This window comes from Desulfosporosinus sp. HMP52 (assembly GCF_000765145.1).
Taxonomy (GTDB): domain Bacteria; phylum Bacillota; class Desulfitobacteriia; order Desulfitobacteriales; family Desulfitobacteriaceae; genus Desulfosporosinus.
On sequence record NZ_JMGA01000024.1, the window covers coordinates 113,864 to 130,382 of the forward strand.

Annotated in this window: 20 protein-coding genes and 2 riboswitches; of the genes, 3 read left to right on the forward strand and 17 right to left on the reverse strand. The window is 41.0% G+C overall.

All coding sequences use genetic code 11. The features are described 5' to 3' along the window. The first annotated feature begins 425 nt into the window (after nt 1-425). On the forward strand, nt 426-2,141 hold the full coding sequence (locus DP73_RS11255; RefSeq protein ID WP_034599540.1) for a methyl-accepting chemotaxis protein: 1,716 nt from the start codon (nt 426-428) through the stop codon (nt 2,139-2,141). A 95-nt stretch (nt 2,142-2,236) separates the two neighbouring features. On the opposite strand, the gene DP73_RS11260 is transcribed toward DP73_RS11255, so the two are convergent. From DP73_RS11260 to DP73_RS11300, 9 genes are all read right to left on the reverse strand, one after another. Continuing rightward, nucleotides 2,237-3,028 (reverse strand): C40 family peptidase, encoded by a 792-nt coding sequence (locus tag DP73_RS11260; RefSeq protein ID WP_052090589.1) that lies wholly within the window; start codon nt 3,026-3,028, stop codon nt 2,237-2,239. A 5-nt stretch (nt 3,029-3,033) separates the two neighbouring features. Then, nucleotides 3,034-3,174: riboswitch (cyclic di-AMP (ydaO/yuaA leader) on the reverse strand. A 239-nt stretch (nt 3,175-3,413) separates the two neighbouring features. After that, a complete protein-coding gene (locus DP73_RS11270) occupies nt 3,414-3,620 on the reverse strand; it encodes a hypothetical protein (RefSeq protein ID WP_034599542.1) in 207 nt (68 codons plus the stop codon). A gap of 34 nt (nt 3,621-3,654) precedes the next feature. Then, the gene (locus tag DP73_RS23450) at nt 3,655-3,822 is read right to left on the reverse strand and encodes a hypothetical protein (protein WP_165574407.1); all 168 of its coding nucleotides are present in this window, start codon (nt 3,820-3,822) and stop codon (nt 3,655-3,657) included. Nucleotides 3,823-3,849: 27 nt separating this feature from the next. Further along, complete coding sequence (lgt, locus tag DP73_RS11275; protein WP_034599543.1) at nt 3,850-4,629, reverse strand: prolipoprotein diacylglyceryl transferase; 780 nt, start codon at nt 4,627-4,629, stop codon at nt 3,850-3,852. A 110-nt stretch (nt 4,630-4,739) separates the two neighbouring features. Continuing rightward, entirely contained in the window at nt 4,740-4,958 is a 219-nt protein-coding gene (locus DP73_RS11280; RefSeq protein ID WP_034599544.1) for a hypothetical protein, read from the reverse strand. Nucleotides 4,959-4,973: 15 nt separating this feature from the next. Next, nucleotides 4,974-7,553 carry a heavy metal translocating P-type ATPase gene (locus DP73_RS11285; RefSeq protein WP_052090591.1) on the reverse strand — a complete coding sequence of 860 codons (2,580 nt, stop codon included), beginning with the start codon at nt 7,551-7,553 and terminating at the stop codon, nt 4,974-4,976. A 65-nt stretch (nt 7,554-7,618) separates the two neighbouring features. After that, complete coding sequence (locus DP73_RS11290) at nt 7,619-7,957, reverse strand: metal-sensitive transcriptional regulator (protein WP_034599545.1); 339 nt, start codon at nt 7,955-7,957, stop codon at nt 7,619-7,621. A gap of 197 nt (nt 7,958-8,154) precedes the next feature. Beyond that, on the reverse strand, nt 8,155-8,553 hold the full coding sequence (locus DP73_RS11295; RefSeq protein ID WP_034599548.1) for a hypothetical protein: 399 nt from the start codon (nt 8,551-8,553) through the stop codon (nt 8,155-8,157). 317 nt (nt 8,554-8,870) lie between these two features. Further along, complete coding sequence (locus tag DP73_RS11300) at nt 8,871-9,167, reverse strand: hypothetical protein (RefSeq protein WP_052090593.1); 297 nt, start codon at nt 9,165-9,167, stop codon at nt 8,871-8,873. 102 nt (nt 9,168-9,269) lie between these two features. On the opposite strand from DP73_RS11300, the gene DP73_RS11305 reads away from it, so the two are divergent. Both DP73_RS11305 and DP73_RS11310 read left to right on the forward strand, forming a co-directional pair. After that, nucleotides 9,270-9,458, forward strand: coding sequence for a hypothetical protein (locus DP73_RS11305; protein ID WP_052090596.1), 189 nt, complete (start codon nt 9,270-9,272; stop codon nt 9,456-9,458). Nucleotides 9,459-9,738: 280 nt separating this feature from the next. After that, a complete protein-coding gene (locus DP73_RS11310) occupies nt 9,739-10,419 on the forward strand; it encodes a GGDEF domain-containing protein (protein WP_034599549.1) in 681 nt (226 codons plus the stop codon). 918 nt (nt 10,420-11,337) lie between these two features. Here the strand turns inward: DP73_RS11310 and DP73_RS23910 are convergent. The 8 genes from DP73_RS23910 to DP73_RS11340 form a co-directional block, all read right to left on the reverse strand. Then, a complete protein-coding gene (locus tag DP73_RS23910; RefSeq protein WP_242865741.1) occupies nt 11,338-11,526 on the reverse strand; it encodes a hypothetical protein in 189 nt (62 codons plus the stop codon). 235 nt (nt 11,527-11,761) lie between these two features. Beyond that, a riboswitch (cyclic di-AMP (ydaO/yuaA leader) is annotated at nt 11,762-11,904 on the reverse strand. Between the two features lie 156 nt (nt 11,905-12,060). Next, nucleotides 12,061-12,225, reverse strand: coding sequence for a hypothetical protein (locus tag DP73_RS23455; protein ID WP_165574408.1), 165 nt, complete (start codon nt 12,223-12,225; stop codon nt 12,061-12,063). Nucleotides 12,226-12,277: 52 nt separating this feature from the next. Continuing rightward, on the reverse strand, nt 12,278-12,541 hold the full coding sequence (locus tag DP73_RS11320; protein ID WP_034599553.1) for a heavy metal-associated domain-containing protein: 264 nt from the start codon (nt 12,539-12,541) through the stop codon (nt 12,278-12,280). A gap of 95 nt (nt 12,542-12,636) precedes the next feature. Further along, on the reverse strand, nt 12,637-13,065 hold the full coding sequence (locus DP73_RS11325) for a hypothetical protein (RefSeq protein ID WP_034599555.1): 429 nt from the start codon (nt 13,063-13,065) through the stop codon (nt 12,637-12,639). Between the two features lie 314 nt (nt 13,066-13,379). Beyond that, complete coding sequence (locus tag DP73_RS22570; protein WP_081963028.1) at nt 13,380-13,553, reverse strand: DUF1540 domain-containing protein; 174 nt, start codon at nt 13,551-13,553, stop codon at nt 13,380-13,382. A gap of 136 nt (nt 13,554-13,689) precedes the next feature. After that, complete coding sequence (locus DP73_RS11330) at nt 13,690-14,751, reverse strand: YncE family protein (RefSeq protein ID WP_034599556.1); 1,062 nt, start codon at nt 14,749-14,751, stop codon at nt 13,690-13,692. A 43-nt stretch (nt 14,752-14,794) separates the two neighbouring features. Next, nucleotides 14,795-15,205 (reverse strand): sulfate reduction electron transfer complex DsrMKJOP subunit DsrJ, encoded by a 411-nt coding sequence (dsrJ, locus tag DP73_RS11335; RefSeq protein ID WP_034599558.1) that lies wholly within the window; start codon nt 15,203-15,205, stop codon nt 14,795-14,797. Between the two features lie 277 nt (nt 15,206-15,482). Then, nucleotides 15,483-16,376 carry a PepSY domain-containing protein gene (locus DP73_RS11340; RefSeq protein ID WP_034599559.1) on the reverse strand — a complete coding sequence of 298 codons (894 nt, stop codon included), beginning with the start codon at nt 16,374-16,376 and terminating at the stop codon, nt 15,483-15,485. Between the last annotated feature and the right edge of the window lie 143 nt (nt 16,377-16,519).

The following is a 16,519-nucleotide window of genomic DNA, read 5'->3' on the forward strand; positions in this document are numbered from 1 at the left end:
TGTAACCAGAGTATCAAGAAGTAACTGGCATCCGTCCCTAACCTTCCAGAATTAGCGCATGTTTCGAAACAATTCATTAGTTTGTTTCGTTTTCTTGGCTTGATAATACCAATGGTTCCACATAAAGCCAGTATAAGTCTAAATTGTGAATAACCTATGAATTTGTTATAAAAAGATGAAATTAAGAGCTAATTTGATTCAATATAAAACTTTATCATACGAAAATTTATAATTATTTCACAGTAAATTCACAAAAATTCGCTACCGTAAGATGATATCCATCTTAAAAAAGGAAGGAGAAATCCAAAGAAAGTTTCAACCACCGGAAAGTTGCATTGATAAAATTGCAGGATATTCGTCTATAGCGCAGAATAATGTAGTATTTAGGGGAAAGACGACTAAAAATTCAAGGGAGTGAATCACGTTTGAAATTAAAAAATAAAGGCTTAGGCTTCCAGGTCACAGTCCTGATGCTATGTATTGCTTTGGCAGCAGGGGCAGTCGGAATGATCGGAATTTACGGCATGTATCAAATGAACGATATGTCAAATATGGTATATCAACAAGATGTAGTTCCGATGAACGAACTTTCGGAATTACGATTCGATGCCCAGACCTATCGTTCGGATGTTGTATTAGCGGTAAGTGCGCGAACTCCTGAAGAACGACAAAAGTATTTAACTGAAATTGAACAGAAAAGAAACGATATCGAAGACCATATTAATAATTACGATGACATTACCAAATCGGCTAAAGGGACCGATTCCTTGAAGCAATTTAAAGAAGCATGGAATGATTATGTTTCGGCATCCGAAGTTACCATTCAAGCCGCTGCCGAAGGCCGTATTGACGATGCTAAAGCCAATATGTATGGAGTCGCTGCAACCAAACACCAGTTAGCTGGGGATACCCTTCAGAAGATAGTGGACTCTAAAATGGACGAAGTAACCATGCACAGTACGATGACCACGAATGATATCTTCAAGAAGGCCTCATTCATTTCAATTATTCTTGTCGTGATTGATGTCTTTGTAAGCATCATTATTGGCTGGTTTTTGAGCCGAGCGCTCAGTAAGATGATGCGTAGTTTTGTGCTCAATGCCAATGAAATAGCCGCAGGGGATATTAGTCCTAAGAAGGCCCCTTGGAAAGCCTGGAACCGAGAAGGAGCAGAACTTCTTAAGGCTTTTGGCGATATGGGAATTTCCTTAAGAGATACCATTACTAACGTTGTCGACATGTCAGGGCGATTGGGGCGGACTGCTCAAGAAATGCGTATGGGTGCAGAGCAATCTGCTCAAGCAGCTGAACAGGTGGCCTCTTCAGCGACTCAAATTGCTACTGATGCTGAAATTCAGGTCAGGGAAATGACGGAAAATCATCAACGCTTGAACTATGTTATTGACCAGTTAAATCAAACGGAGCAGCATGCCGAAAAGGTAAACCTTGCCTCCAATCGTTCCGCTGAACTATCAAACAACGGCAACATCGCCCTTGGAAGAGTAGTTCTTCAGATGGATGATATTGAAAGCCAAGTCCAAAGTTTAAGCCAAGTCATCGGAGAGGTCGATGAGAAATCCCAGGAAATCGCCAAGACCGTCAACATTATCGAAACTATTGCACAACAAACGAATCTCTTGGCGTTAAATGCAGCCATTGAAGCCGCACGAGCTGGAGAAAACGGTCGTGGATTTGCTGTTGTCGCTGAAGAAGTACGTAAGCTTGCCGAACAAGTTCAAACAAGCTTGGTCGATATCTCTCAGAGAGTTCAAGAAATGCAGCAGGTTTCTCAAAGTGCTCATCAAGGAATGAAAACGAGTATGGATAGTGTCCACCAGGGTAGCACATATTTAAAAGAGATTTCCGAGCAATTTACCGTAATACTCAAGGCCGTCGAAGAAAGTGCTCAACTAGCGCAGGACATTGAAACTACCGTACAGAAAGTTCAACAGGATGGAGAACAAATTAAAGTTGGTATGCAAAATGTTGTTGATCAAGCAGAATCGACTTCAGCCTGTACACAAAAAACAGCGGCTGCGGCAGAACAGCAAAATGCTTCTGTCGAAGAATTATTCGCCTCAGCAGAAAGCTTAAATGAATTAGCCAAGGATTTAAGACAAAACTATAAAATCCTTTTATGAGATTTCTCTAAGTAAATTAAGAAAGGACAGAATGGACTGAAGTTTTCACTTTCAGTCCATTCTGTTCTATTCTTGGTTGCTATATGCTATGCTTATTAAATTCGTCGCGCACCAAGGTAACGTTTTGACCAATAACTTTCTGTCAAACTATGAATACCTACCCCTTTACTAGCTGCTCCAAGCGTACGTCCTCCACCAATATATATACGCACATCGGTAGCTCCTGGGGCATAGGTTTGAAAGAACACGAGATCTCCTGGTCTCAACTCATCACGACTGACAGGTACGCCAAGTTTATACTGTTCAGCTGCAGTTCTCGGTAATGAAATACCAGCGGCCTTAAATACATACTGCACAAACCCTGAGCAATCGAATCCTTTCCGACTCGTTCCACCCCAAAGATAAGGGATACCTTGTAAACTTAGGGCATTGCTAATAAGCTTGTCCATATCTGAGCTACCCCTTGACACTTGGGATACTGAAACCTGTTTAGGCTTCGAGTTTACAACTTTCTGTGAAGGAGTGCTGGGTTTTTTAGCGATCTGAGGCGATTGAGACGTCTTACCTTCTGAAGGTGGAGTTTTCTTTTCAACAGAAGTTGATGTTTTCTTTTCCTTAGGAACATTATTACTTTCAGGTATTTGTGCCACGTTCGTTTTGACCTCGATTACGGAGGTCCAATTAAATGCTTCACGCATTTTTTGAGAATATACGTCTGATTTAGAGACTGCTAAAGGAGAAGCCTTGAGTACAGTACTCTGCACAGTAGGAGACTTTGGAGTAGCTTGAGAATCTAGAATAGCAGCTTGAGCCCCCGGTAAACTACTTGTCAAAAGAATACTGGCAAGGGCTACCCCACTAACCCACGTCTTATTGAGAATTAACACTAAATTGGTCCACCTTTCATAGCTTACGAGGTTAGTTGACGGATTCGGGCAGAAGGTGTAAGCCCTACATGGTCTAACCATGATTCACCCCACATGAAATCCCCCGTTCTGAGTCTCCTGGAGATCAGATTAAGCACTTTGATTATTATGTTCTTTATTTCGTACAGAGGTAATTTAAGAATAAAAGCCCTGCAATCAGCACCTAGAAAATCCCTCCTTTCTATTACTTGCAGGACAATCTCAAATCTCCTGGTTAACACCTCAAATTATACTCCTCAAATATGAATTTCCTGCGAACGTAAAAAAGGTAGTTTCTCCCATAAGGAGCCACTACCCTTTTGTTGCTTTTAAGGCTAATTCCTTTTACATTGCACCGGGTAAGCAGTTAAATTAGAGAAAGCGTAGTATGGTTATTAAACATCCTCAGCATACAAGTCATTACGACATGATTACCCTCCACCAAGACAAGCTCATGATCTACTTGATTCTGCGTAAGATACCTTTGAGCATCGGAAAAGATCTTTCGAGCATCAATAATACTTTTGTATTTTCCTACAATGCCATTTGATTTCTTTCCTTTCAGGATAAGCATAGATATTCGTCCTTTCGTGAAGCAACCTATAGAACTACTTCTTTCCTTCAAAGGGTATTAAATTCTTAGTTTCATGTTGATCTTGAACATTCTTTCGGTCATGCTGATGCCCTCCACAGCAACCCATACCCCGCCTATGCATAAAGAACATCATCCCGAATATAAAGAAATACCACCCATATTGGTTTAAGAATTCCCACATATTAGAGACCTCCTTTAAATCTTGTAATTAATTTCTCGTTTCATTCCGTGGTAAAATTAGCACAACAGCAGAAACAAGAGCTATAAGAATCATTCCCACACTACTCCACTGTGCTGACGTCAAATTAAACAGATAACGGGCGCCATCCCCTCGTAAAAATTCTAACGCAAACCGTCCTAGTGAATAGAGCACAATATAGGTTAAAAAAATGATACCCCTCGGCCATTTGCGCCAACGCGAAAGGATTATGATCAGAGCAAAGACAACCATGTCCCATTGCCCTTCCCATACCTCTGCAGGCCAAAGAGCTTGGCTACCATAAGCTTCATAAGCTGGAGTTCCAGAAGGATAAACCAAGCCAAAACCTTGATTGGTTGGGCTACCATAGGCGTCACCATTGAGAAAGCAAGCAATTCTTCCCAGTCCCTGCCCTAAGATAATTCCTGGGGCAGCAATATCAGCCATTTTCCAAAAATCAAGTTGGTATTTACGAGTATAGATCCATCCCACAATAAAAGCCCCAACCAATGCTCCTTGAATTGCCATCCCACCGTGCCATATCATAAAGATTTCGGAGAGATGCAGGGAGTAATAATCCCATTCGTAGAAGAAGACTTGCCAAAGACGTGCTCCAATAATGGCTCCTATCACTGCATAGATTAACAAGTCTATAAGATGCTGGCGGTATTCCTTTTCAGAAGGTGCTAAATGATAAGCTACCCCTAAACCAATTAATATTGAGATAGCAACGACTACACCGTAAGATCCTAGAGAAAATCCCCCAATGCTGAATAAAGTTTGTAGCAAATTTGTGTTCCTCCTTCAGAACAGGTTCTAAAAAATTAAGTTCTTAGCTTTTACTAAGTTTTTAAATATTATTTGAATTCATATACGACTCATTTATAGTAGCAAACTACTTATCCCATGATCCTCTTCTTCACCATAGGAATGACGATCGGCATGAAGACAATCATACTTAGGATGAAAACCCAAACCATGCCGCCAATTCGGGCTACAGCAGTATAGGTGTTTCCGTCCACCCATGTGATGACCAGAAAAATAAAGGTTATAGTCAAGGAAAGTACCGTGTAAACCACGAAAGCATGCCTAGCGGCTTTTGCTTCTAACTCGCTCATATTAAGACCTCCTCCTTAGCGTGCAGTTTGTGGTTGAGGTGTTGGATGCATACTAGTTTTCATTTGTTCCCTTCGAAATGAGGGTTGGAAGCGTTTTAAAAGAAGTGTATTCAGCGTTACAGATACCGAACTCATTGCCATAAAGAAGGAAGCAAGTTCGGGGCTGACCAGAAGTCCAGTGACAGGATATAGGATACCGGCTGCTAAGGGAATTCCTGTGATGTTGTAAACGAAAGCCCATACCAAATTCTGCTTAATCTTGCGCATAGTAGCCCGCCCAATTTCGATGGCTCCTACCACATCGCGGATATCGTCCTTGATTAGGATGATGTCGCCTGTTTCTTTGGCAACGTCAGTCCCTGAACCAATAGCAATCCCCACGTTGGCCTGAGCTAAGGCGGGGGCATCGTTGATCCCATCCCCAACCATGGCTACGTTTAGACCCTTCTCCTGAAGCTTGATCACTTCGGCAGCCTTATCTTGGGGCAGCACTTCTGCCAGTACTGTTTTAATCCCCACCTGTCGAGCTATGGCTTCAGCCGTCCGACGGTTGTCCCCGGTAATCATGGCTACTTGTACACCCATCTGTTGCAAGCGCTCCACGGCCACTTTCGCGTTTTCCTTTAGGATATCAGCCACTGCAATGATCCCCGCAGCCTTATTATCAATAGCCATCAACATGGCTGTCTTTCCTTCTTCCTCAAGCTGCTCCATCTTCTTACTTAGGTTTCCGATATCAATAGTTTGTTGCTGCATCAAACGACGGTTTCCTAACAAAATTGTCTGCCCTTGATAGATTGCCCGAACACCGTGACCGGGTATAGCCTCAAAGTCATCGGTATCTCCAACCGACAATCCTTCCTTCTTGGCCCCCCGTACGATAGCCTCACCTAGGGGGTGCTCAGAGGGTTTTTCAGTGATCGCTGCAAGCCTAAGAACATCCTCTCGAACAAAGCCTTCCGTCGCGTAGACGTCCGTCACTGAGGGTTCACCTTTGGTCAAGGTACCGGTCTTATCGAAAACAACGGCATTTAGTTTGCTGCTCGCTTCCACGGCATCCGCCCCTTTGAATAGAATGCCATTTTCAGCACCCTTACCCGTACCTGCCATAATGGCACTGGGGGTAGCCAAGCCGAGAGCGCACGGGCAAGAAATAATCAAAGTCGTCACTGACAAGAGAAGGGCAAAACCAAAGACTCCCACTTCCGCTAAACTATAGGGTGAAAGAATAAACTGGCTTGCCGGTGAGAAGAAAGAGGCGTACCCAATAAAGAACCAGAAGAAGAAGACAATTAAAGCTAAGACATGGACCCCAGCGATGAAATGGCCTGCCACAAAATCGGCTAATTTTTGGATGGGCGCCTTGGAAGCCTGAGCGTCTTCAACCATTTTAATAATTTGGGCTAGGGCAGTTTCGCTGCCAACTCTCGTTGCCCTAAATTTAAACGAACCCGTCTTATTGATAGTGGCGCCAGTGACCTGAGAACCTGCTCGTTTTTCTACCGGCATACTTTCTCCGGTAATCATTGCTTCGTCGACGGCCGAATAACCATCTGTAACTTCCCCGTCCACAGGTATACTTTCCCCTGGCCGCACTACCACGATATCACCGATCTCCACCTCATCGGCAGCAATCTCGACTTCTTCACCATTACGAATCACCCGCGCCGTTTTAGCTTGCAAACTCATTAGATTTCGGATAGCCTCCGACGTTCGGCCCCGGGTAAGAGCTTCCAAATAGCGACCTAAAACGATGAACGCCGTAAGCAATGCAGCTGACTCGAAAAAGGCAGCTCCCCGTCCACCGAAACCGGCATCGGGCCAGAAGGTATTGATGGTCGCAATAATATAGGCAGCCCCAATCCCAGTGGCATAGAGTAAATTCATATCCGTAGCACCACGTTTTAATCCATTCCAACTGTGTTTAAAAAACTGCCAGCCGGGAATAAAGGCAATCGGCGTGGTCAAGGCCCAAAGGACATAAACGTTACCTAAAAACTCCGGGACAAAATAAGGAAAGATCCACATATCCCGGAACATGCCAATCATCACCAAAATAGATAAGGGCCAGGCGATCCACATATTGCGTGTTTGAAACAGTAATTCTTTTTGCCGCGCCTCTTTCTCTCGGTCCAAAGCTTCCTGACCGGTCACCTTTTCGCTAGCCTCATAACCTAAAGCTTGAATTTCTTTTTTGATCCGGGCTTTATCCACGGCACCAGGATAAAATTTCACCTTAGCTGACTCGGCCGGTAAGTTAACGACAACAGAGGTTACTCCTGGCATTCCCTTGACGGCCTTCTCGACTTTAGCAACACAAGCAGCACAACTCATACCTCGCACAGTGAGCAAAACTTCTTCCTCTGGCACTTCGTAACCGATGTCTTGAATCATTTTCACCATCTGGGGTACTCCTGCCTGATTACTCTCATAAGTCACAGCAGCTTTGCCTGAAAGCAAATTAACATGTACTTCTTGCACACCGGTCATGGTTTTTAAGGTCTTCTCAACTTTTGCCACACAAGCTGCACAACTCATACCCTGTACCGGTAAACTTACCTGGGCAAGATGTTCATTTCTTATCGTTTCACTCATAACTTTGTACCTCCAATCAACATCTGATCTCTGATTTCTTTTCGCTGTATATTTTCTACCAAAGATTATCTCAACATCCGAAACACCGTTTTTAAGACTTCATCCACTACCTCAGTGTCACCACTTTCCAACTGTTCCCTCACGCATGATTTCATGTGCTTTTCCAAAAGCAACTTCGAGACCCCGTCCAGGGCAGACTGGGCAGAGGATATCTGATTCAGAACGTCATCACAATAAGTTTGACGCTCTATCATCCCTTTAATGCCTCGTATTTGACCCTCGATTCGGTTCATCCGGGCGATAAGCTGTTGGATTGTTTTTTCGTCATGATGACTCCTAGGTTTGCCTCCCTCTTGGTTCAGGTCCTGGCAATCACTAGGAATATCTTTTACCGGATGGTTCATTCACTCACCACCAATTTGAAAATAGTATAGGGGGCTACCCTATTTACTTTAACAAAAAAAATACCCAACCTCACTCGTGAATTAATTCTTTATCCCTACAATAATCCTCAAATACGATAAACTCATGAATAGTTGTGAACTTCTTGTGAAGATCCCAAATTTGACAGAATGAACGGAAGTTTTAAACCCAAAGTACATTAATGTCCGTGGATATCTTTCTGTTGTTGCGTCTGCTGCTGTTGCTGAGATGGTGGTATGACGGCTGATATCGCTTGCGGCAAGGATGTAATAACCAAAATAATCGAGATGATAGAAGATATAAGATACACCCACGCAGCAGGACGATCATAACTCCACTTACGTTTTGCAACACGTATAAACCATACTGAAAGAACAAGGGAAACTAGTAGAAAGATAATCTTTATTGACGGAGATAGAGATAATAGACCTGAGCTTAGAGTGGTTAGACCCAATGCGATCGAAAGAGTATGAACCCAGTGGTGCGAAGAGGCAATAATTGCAAACAGGACTGAACCAATTGGTTTGATTATGCCTCTATTCTTTTTTACATCCTGAACTACTTCGCTTTTGCTCATATGTGACCTCCTTAGTAACTTCTACATCCTCAGTGTAACTCTCTGATTCGAGGATCTCATGAAAAAGTTGTGAATTTCTCGTGAATATATCGCCCATGGTCCGGATAAGTCGAAAGGCACAATGAAACTGCTACGGGGGATATCCCAGATGTTAAAGAAAACTTGACTGGCCCCACGAAAACACTGTCTTCGCACGAGTTAACCTTCTTGCAGTACAAAACGTAAGTTTATACTTTCTAATAGTACTAAAAGGCCCAGACCCTTTATATGGTCTGAGCCTTTTAGTAGAAGCTAAGATTATTGGCTTTCATGAAGAGTTATCTTCCCATTCTTCCCATGGACCCCATCCTACTCTGGCTGCTTGATTTTTGGGCAGGCTGTTGAGAAGCGTTAGAATTGTTCAAATTGTTTGTTCCAGCCATTCCTTGTATGTGTTTGAGATTATTCACCTGGCCATTTCTTTGGGTATTCATTGGCATATTTTGCATTTGAGCATTTTCGAACTTGTTTTGCATTTGGTTATTCATGGTAGGGTTGGAACTCATCATTTGATCGTAGATATCCGTCTTGGAGGGAACTGTTTGATCCGGTTGAGTGGTTTCTACCTTCTCCACTTCCGTGCGTGATCGCTAGATTGAAAGAATCTCAAATCGGTTCCGTATGAGATCTATCAAAGAAATACCAATATATGTATTTTGAAAGGATTTGAACGAATTATGATGAAGAACAAAGCTTTAATGGTTACACTATCAATGGCTATGGTATTGGGATTAGCGGGGGCTGTAAACGCTACTACATTTGACAGCAGTACAGCGAATATGCAGCCAAAGACTACATACGCACAGGCCTATATGGATAACAATGATGTAACAAGCACGTCCACCTGTTTAATTATCGAGGGGTAGGTAAGAAATTCTATGATAAACCTTTTTCACAGGGTACCCCATGAAATTTCCGATACTTGTACGAAAATCTATTTAATAAGAGAGTTAAATGTCACAACTCAAGCCATAAAGGACGCATTTGGCCAAACAAGTTTGTCTCTTCGTCATTCGATGTTCCCGCGAACGCTGGTATCGTAATGAGCCTGGTATATCGAATCTTGGACAGAGCGTGAATATAACAAGTAAACCCATTTACTAAATACTGAAATAAAACGAGAATGAAATGTAAAGGATGATGAGGATGAGCCTATTCAAACTAGGTTTATTCGGTGGAATGACTGGCATTGGTATTCTGTATGGATTGATTTTTCATAAAATCTCAATGTCACTTTTTAATAGTCTATTAGCTCAGAGTATTATATTGGGTCTCGGATTCGGAATGTTAAATTTTCTGTTTGCACACTGTTATTTCTACAAATACACTGAACTAAAAAATCACTCAGAGATGTTGAAGTCCAAGCTTTTTATTGACAATCTAACGGGTTTATATAATCGCAGGGCGTTCAATTTAGAATTAGAAAAATTAGATGTACCGATTTATTCTGTGATCTTTATCGACATAGATAATTTTCGTGTTTTTAATAATCAATATGGCCATAAAATAGGTGATACTGTTCTTCGTATAGTCAGTGAAACAGTTAAAAGAACAGTACGAACCGAGGATAGAGCCTACCGATATGGCGGAGAGGAAATTGTGGTATTACTAAAGAATTGCCCTAAAAAAATTGCTAAGGAAATTGCTGAAAATATACGCACCCGAGTTAGTGAAATAAATAATAACCTATATCCACAGATAACAATTTCTATAGGGGTAGCAAGTTGTCCAAGAGATGGGAAATCTATCCAGGATATAATCGAGAAATCGGATGCTGCTCTATTGCTTGCAAAAAATTCTGGAAAAAACTGTACAGTGTGTTTTTGATTTGCAGATTGATAGACAGAGTCAGTTTAATAAGGGGATTCTCAAATTATAGAATTGAGAATCCCCTATTTATGTCAATGACTACCTATCATAGCAAAATACCCATAGTTATAATATCCTTGATAGTATATTCGTTTGAATTGTGACTTCATATTGAGCGTACTTGGGATTTACATTCGAATAACTTCCCCATCAGGTCGGGCCGTCATCAGGGGTATTTCAATAGTAGATAGCTTTCGTCTTATTGGCTGCATAAACGCACTCGTTGCTCCATTAAACGCGAAATACCATTTCGTCGAGTTCCAAGGGTTTAAGGCTCGTCACATCAGTGGTACAGTCTACAAAATAGTCTCCATTATCTCTTGTTGGTAGGGTGTACGATCGGATTTCTGCCCATTTCCTAACTATCTCATACCAATATCCTTACTATACGCACCATAGCCACCCTTCCATCCATCATAAGCGATACTGACATTAATATACAGATTTATCAAAAATAAAAAAAAGGCCCCCATCAAGATGATGAGAGCAAAAGAACTGGATAAGCTATATTATGCCCAGTATTCGATTTTATAGATTCAGTTTAATTCCATGACTAACTTAATAATGCTTTCAATTCAAAACCTCTATCCCCTTTCTTTTTTCTTCCATCTCCTCCTTTTGATGTTTATGATTATTAACCATAAATTTCATCATTAATAAATGCCCTAATGGACAAGCCAAAACTAATAGAACCGTAATACATTTTTCACACCTGAACTTGGCAAGTTTAACGATGACAGTACTCCTAGAAGTATAATCGGAACTAAACAGCATAGTAACATCAATAAACCATGTGATTTATGGTCTCCCTTATTTTTCATTTTGCGACTCTCCTTTACATTATACTCTTTCGGACATCTTTGGTGGGTATAACCCCTAATGGCTCTCAAGTTGTAAGAAACGACTAAGATCATAAAACCCTGCGTGCTCCAATATAACGCTTGGACCAATAGTTTCAGAAAGACTATGGATGCCTACCCCTTCGCTTGCAAAACCGATTGTTCGTCCGCATCCAATATATATTCTTACGTCAGATGCACCTGATTTATAGGTGGTGAAAAACACCGGGTCTCCAGGTTTGAGTTGATCACGGCTGACAGGAGTTCCAACTTTCTACTGTTCAAACGATGTTCCGTGAGAGAAACTCCTGATGCCTTAAATACATACTGAACAATTGAAACTATCTCTTGTCGCACCACCCCACAGATAAGGAACTCCTTGTAAACTCCTAGCCCGGCTAATTAGCTTATCATCTGAACTCCCTCTGGATACTTGCTGAGAAATCTTTGGCTTAGTCGCAGTAACTGTTTTTTTTGGCTTACGAGGTTAGTTGACGGGTTCGGACTAAAGGTGTAAGCCCTGCACGAAAAAGCAAACGTGATTCACCCCGAAATAAAAGTCTCCGTTCTGAGTGTTCAAACTCAGATTCAGCAATAATATCTAGCCAATGTTAAGACACCAATTGTGTAGTAATGAATTTTCTTTCTTTTCCTTAAGTTTTTTATATTTTAGAGTCAAAGTGGGCGAGCAATGAAAAAGGGTCAGCGAAATTTTGAAGGCTGACCCTTTTTATTTAATTAATATTTTCCGCAATAAACTCTATCGAGCTTCTTCAGCTTCAGTTGTTTCTTCAGTGTCTGTAGCTTCGGCTATCACCTCGGTTTCTGCCGGTTCTATTATCTCGACTAGCGTAGCTGCAACAGTAACACTTAGGGTTTCACTAATGGACTTATCTGGTAATTCGGCAATAATCTCCTGTTTCACATCTCTCTAATACTAAAATTCACTATGTTGTGTGAATCCCATCAGCGTCTTATTATGGAAGGTTGATAATTCTATAACCAGCCTCATCAACAGCCTTGACAAGTATCGAACGATCAACGGCTCCGATCACCACTGCCTGTTTTTGGGCTAAATCGACTTCTGCTTGCTTAACACCAGGAACTTTCAACAACGCTTTCTCAACGGAACTTTTGCAGTGCCCGCAATTCATCCCTTCAATTTTTAAGACAATCCCATCTTGGGGATTCAAAGTATTTACAATAGAATGGTCTTTATTCGAATGTCCACAGCAACCCATTTTTTATCGCTCCTTTTTTTAACTTACTTATTCTTTAGAGTCATTGCTCCATTTTAAGGAAACGTATATCCATCGATGTATCCAGTAATTATTGTCTAGAAATTCATCATAGTCCTTCCACTTCCATTCATCATCTTGCTATCTGAAGTGGCAGTACCGTTTCCGTTCGTCATCATGTTTGAGCCTGAATCAATCCTGAATTGGTTCATTTTATCAAGGTTATCTTGCCCCATAAGGTCCTTTACATTTGGGTCTGCATTCATGAGATCTTGCATTGCCTTAACATCTCCCGATTGCATTGCATTTTGCATCTCCTGCGAATTATGGAGGTTTTGCATTTCTTTCGAATTCATTAACTCTTGGTGTTGCTCCGGTGAAAACGTTTGTTGCATAAATCCTTGCATTTGAGCGACCCACCCGTTACCTTGTTCGGTCGTTCCAGCTAGAGCTGGTAAAGCTACAAGCCCAACTGCTAATACAGCAGTTCCTACAATTGCGGTGATTTTTTTGCTGAATTTCTTCATTATATATTCCCCCTAATTTAATCTTCGTTTTACTGCTTTGCTGATCTTCCACGTCCTAAGTGTAACTTTGGGATACGATTTTCCCATGAAAGAGTTATGAATTTCTCATGAAGATGGGATGTAACGAAACTTAAAGTTTCGCCACATCCCATCTTTCATAGATTATCGCTTAAAATACTAATCGTTATGAATTCCAACAAAGAACAACAAAGAGAAGAATGGCTTTCTCTTGCAATAAAAGAAAACCATTCTTTTCGTGTTATATGATATCTTTGAACTTATGCAGCATTGATAGTGCTGTTTTACTTCATTAGTTACTCGGGGAGAAACGTTGCGCAGTCAGTCATTTCAGTGCTCTTTGCATTTGGGGATTGAACTTCAATTTTATCTGCATGGCAATGATCCCCTGAACCATAATAATGGCATGTGTTTACAACACATTTAATCCCACTGTTAGGTTGAGACATTTTTTGAGCGCGTCCAGTCATGTAAACATTCCTCCTTTGTTTTTGGGTTCTAAAGTATTATGATCTAACATAATTGATTTTATGTATTCCAATTTTTTATTACTTTGTATCTTGTCAACTCTTACAGAAATTGTGCATTAAGCTTATACCAAAATCGTTATTTCGATTGTAAAAAGCTTATACCGTTGGGTGTTTTTCCAACGTTTACCGTTCCGATTACCTTGTTATTGTTATTGTCAATTACACTAATGGTGTCGTCATACATATTAGTTACAAAAACATACTTGTTGTCCGTAGTTACCACAAGCCCGTGTGCACCTTTGCCAGTCTCTATGGTAGCAACAACTTGGCGAGTTGCTAAATCAATTTTGCTAACAGAATTTGAGGGTTTCTGTTCAGTACCCTGGTTAGCAACAAATATGTTTTTATCGTCTGATTGCAAATAAATCTGAGCTGGTCCTGTACCTACAGCTATCTTATCAATTTTTTTAGTTGCCAAATCGACCATTGCTAAAGAATTTTCAGCATTTACTGATGCAAACATAGTCTTTCCATCACTTGTTACTGCTGTGGTAATCGGGGTTTTCCCTACCTTAATTTTAGTAACTTCTTTAAATACGATCAGATCCAAAACACTTATTGTATCCGAACCCAAATTTGCCACATAAGCAAATTTACTGTCCTTAGAAATTCTAAAACCATGAGGGCCATTTCCAGTTCCTATGGTCTTTATCACTTGATAGCTACTCAGGTCTATCACGGAAACGTTGTTACTTTCATTGTTAGTAACCAGTGCATATTTTCCATCGTTCGTAAAATCTATATGTGCAGGGTGTTCCCCTACTTCTACTTTTTTTATTAATTGATCGTTAGAAGTATCTAAAAATAAAGCAATCCCCTTCATTTCCATGTGAGCATCACCTGACATACTACTCATACTGCCCTCAGGGACTAAGGTTGCTCCTAGAATCTTACCATTAGGCGATACTTGAACATTATGAACTGAACCTTCTTGCTTAATAGTTTCTACTACTTTGTTTGTACTAACATCAACCTTCGAAATACTTCCGCCTTCATCTGCTGTATATACGTAGGCTTTTGTACTCTGAACTTTCGCAGGTTCCTGGGACTCAGGTGTACCTCTCTGTGCCCCACTGCATGCTGTTGTCAAAAACATAGTTAAGGCAAGTAAAGTAAATGATAAAAGAATTTTTCTCATTAAAGCATCTCCTATTTAAAAATTAAAAATTAGTTAATGCAGCTTATTCCATATGAGGGTCCGGCAGCAAATGACACTCCCAACAATTAAGTTTTACAGCAGCATAATTATGACATGAAACACAAAATTGCTCCGATGTTTTTACTCCTGGGTTATAATGACAGTTCAAGCATGTTTGAAAGCTAAGTCTGTATTTTTTCCCTTTACTATTAATATACTCCGTTTTGCCCTCACGCACGCCTTCTTCTCTCCATTGGTACAGAAGTTTCATATGATTAGCCTTCATAAATTCCGTTGACTCGATACACTCCTTAACCTCTAGTTGCCGAATAGCAGGAGTATCCAAATTTATTATTGGCCCTTTGTTAGATTTCCCTAAGTTATAGAAGAAGGGTATGCTGAGTAAGGCAACAACGAATATTAGCCCTACAATTATCCTTTTTCCTTTGAACATTATCCAATACCCTCCTTTCCGGTGAGATGCCTTGACCATAACTCAAATTTCATACAGAACCTAGTACCACGTCTCTTTTAGCCATTCACTCTCCACATATTATCTCTAAATGTGAGACTTATTATGTAGAATGAGTTGCTCCAAGGATCGGTATAGCTTTATCTAGAGTTAACATAAAAGCGACTAAGGATTCTACTCCTCAGCCGCTTTTTATATGTTTACAGTGCTTACTTAAACCTTCTGTAGAGACAAAAGGTGAATTACTTTAATAACTTCATTATTTGACATCAATCGATTGAATAATCGGTCCCTGCCAATTCTGTAACCAGACTTGCCCCGTATATCCATTTACATCTAGTTCAGCATAGTCCTTGCCATCTTTTTGAACCATAAATTCATAGTACCCCGGTGCTAGTTCGGGTTTTCCGATCGAGTATCCTTGTCCCATTTTAGTTACGAACTCTTGTGCGTTCTTAGTAGCCTGTTCTTCGCTAACTGTAACGGCTCCATCGTTTCCCCAATTCATATGTCCATATTTTGTGTTCCACATATTATTTGGCCCCATGTCAGTTATGATCCCTCCCCCATTCTTGAAAACCATAACTTCATAGGCTTTATCCCCCGTCTTACCCTCTTTAAACTCTACTCCATAAACATTTGAAAATTCATGGAGTTGGGAAATAACAAGGTCCTGGTTAATCTTCTGTGCGTAAGCTTTTGCAATTGCCACGGCTTGATCAGATGAGGCAACTTTACCGTCGGTGAGATCAACTCCCAGACTTTTAGCGTCATAGCCTCCGCCCATCATGCCATAGCTCCCCTGACCTCCCATCATACCGTAGCCACCTTGGCCTCCCATCATACCGTAGCCACCTTGGCCTCCCATCATACCGTAGCCACCTTGGCCTCCCATCATGCCGTAACCACCACTATAGCCATCTAATTCAGGAGTAGCAACAGATTCCGGGTTAGTATTTGTGGAAGAAAGCGTTAATGTTGATGGCTGGGAAGTAGTTTCTTGAAGCTGAGTTGTTGCCACGGCTGGTCTATAACCGAGGGTCTGTCCTACAGATTTTGCTGTAACCGAGCCTGAATTTAGTGCAAACGCCGTACTCGAAAGCGCCACTAAGCTTACCATTGAGAGTCCTACAATCCATTTTGTCTTTTTCAATATCTTTACCTCCTTAAAGTTTACCCTAGACCACTTTCAAAGCAGCCTTGTCTTCATGTCTCAAAGTATATTGGATCAATTCGATTATGCTGTGAATGAGTTGTGAATTTCTTATGAAAAAGGAGAGATCAGACCGAGTTTAT

Coding starts and splice junctions, on each gene's coding strand:
- DP73_RS11290 (WP_034599545.1), bottom strand. CDS start 7,957: ATGAACCATCCGGTAAAAGATATTCCTAGTGATTGCCAGGACCTGAAC.
- DP73_RS11280 (WP_034599544.1), bottom strand. CDS start 4,958: ATGAGCGAGTTAGAAGCAAAAGCCGCTAGGCATGCTTTCGTGGTTTAC.
- DP73_RS11330 (WP_034599556.1), bottom strand. CDS start 14,751: ATGAGAAAAATTCTTTTATCATTTACTTTACTTGCCTTAACTATGTTT.
- DP73_RS11320 (WP_034599553.1), bottom strand. CDS start 12,541: ATGGGTTGCTGTGGACATTCGAATAAAGACCATTCTATTGTAAATACT.
- DP73_RS11325 (WP_034599555.1), bottom strand. CDS start 13,065: ATGAAGAAATTCAGCAAAAAAATCACCGCAATTGTAGGAACTGCTGTA.
- DP73_RS23450 (WP_165574407.1), bottom strand. CDS start 3,822: ATGTGGGAATTCTTAAACCAATATGGGTGGTATTTCTTTATATTCGGG.
- DP73_RS11285 (WP_052090591.1), bottom strand. CDS start 7,553: ATGAGTGAAACGATAAGAAATGAACATCTTGCCCAGGTAAGTTTACCG.
- dsrJ (WP_034599558.1), bottom strand. CDS start 15,205: ATGTTCAAAGGAAAAAGGATAATTGTAGGGCTAATATTCGTTGTTGCC.
- DP73_RS22570 (WP_081963028.1), bottom strand. CDS start 13,553: ATGACTGGACGCGCTCAAAAAATGTCTCAACCTAACAGTGGGATTAAA.
- DP73_RS11305 (WP_052090596.1), top strand. CDS start 9,270: ATGATGAAGAACAAAGCTTTAATGGTTACACTATCAATGGCTATGGTA.
- DP73_RS11270 (WP_034599542.1), bottom strand. CDS start 3,620: ATGCTTATCCTGAAAGGAAAGAAATCAAATGGCATTGTAGGAAAATAC.
- DP73_RS11295 (WP_034599548.1), bottom strand. CDS start 8,553: ATGAGCAAAAGCGAAGTAGTTCAGGATGTAAAAAAGAATAGAGGCATA.
- DP73_RS11310 (WP_034599549.1), top strand. CDS start 9,739: ATGAGCCTATTCAAACTAGGTTTATTCGGTGGAATGACTGGCATTGGT.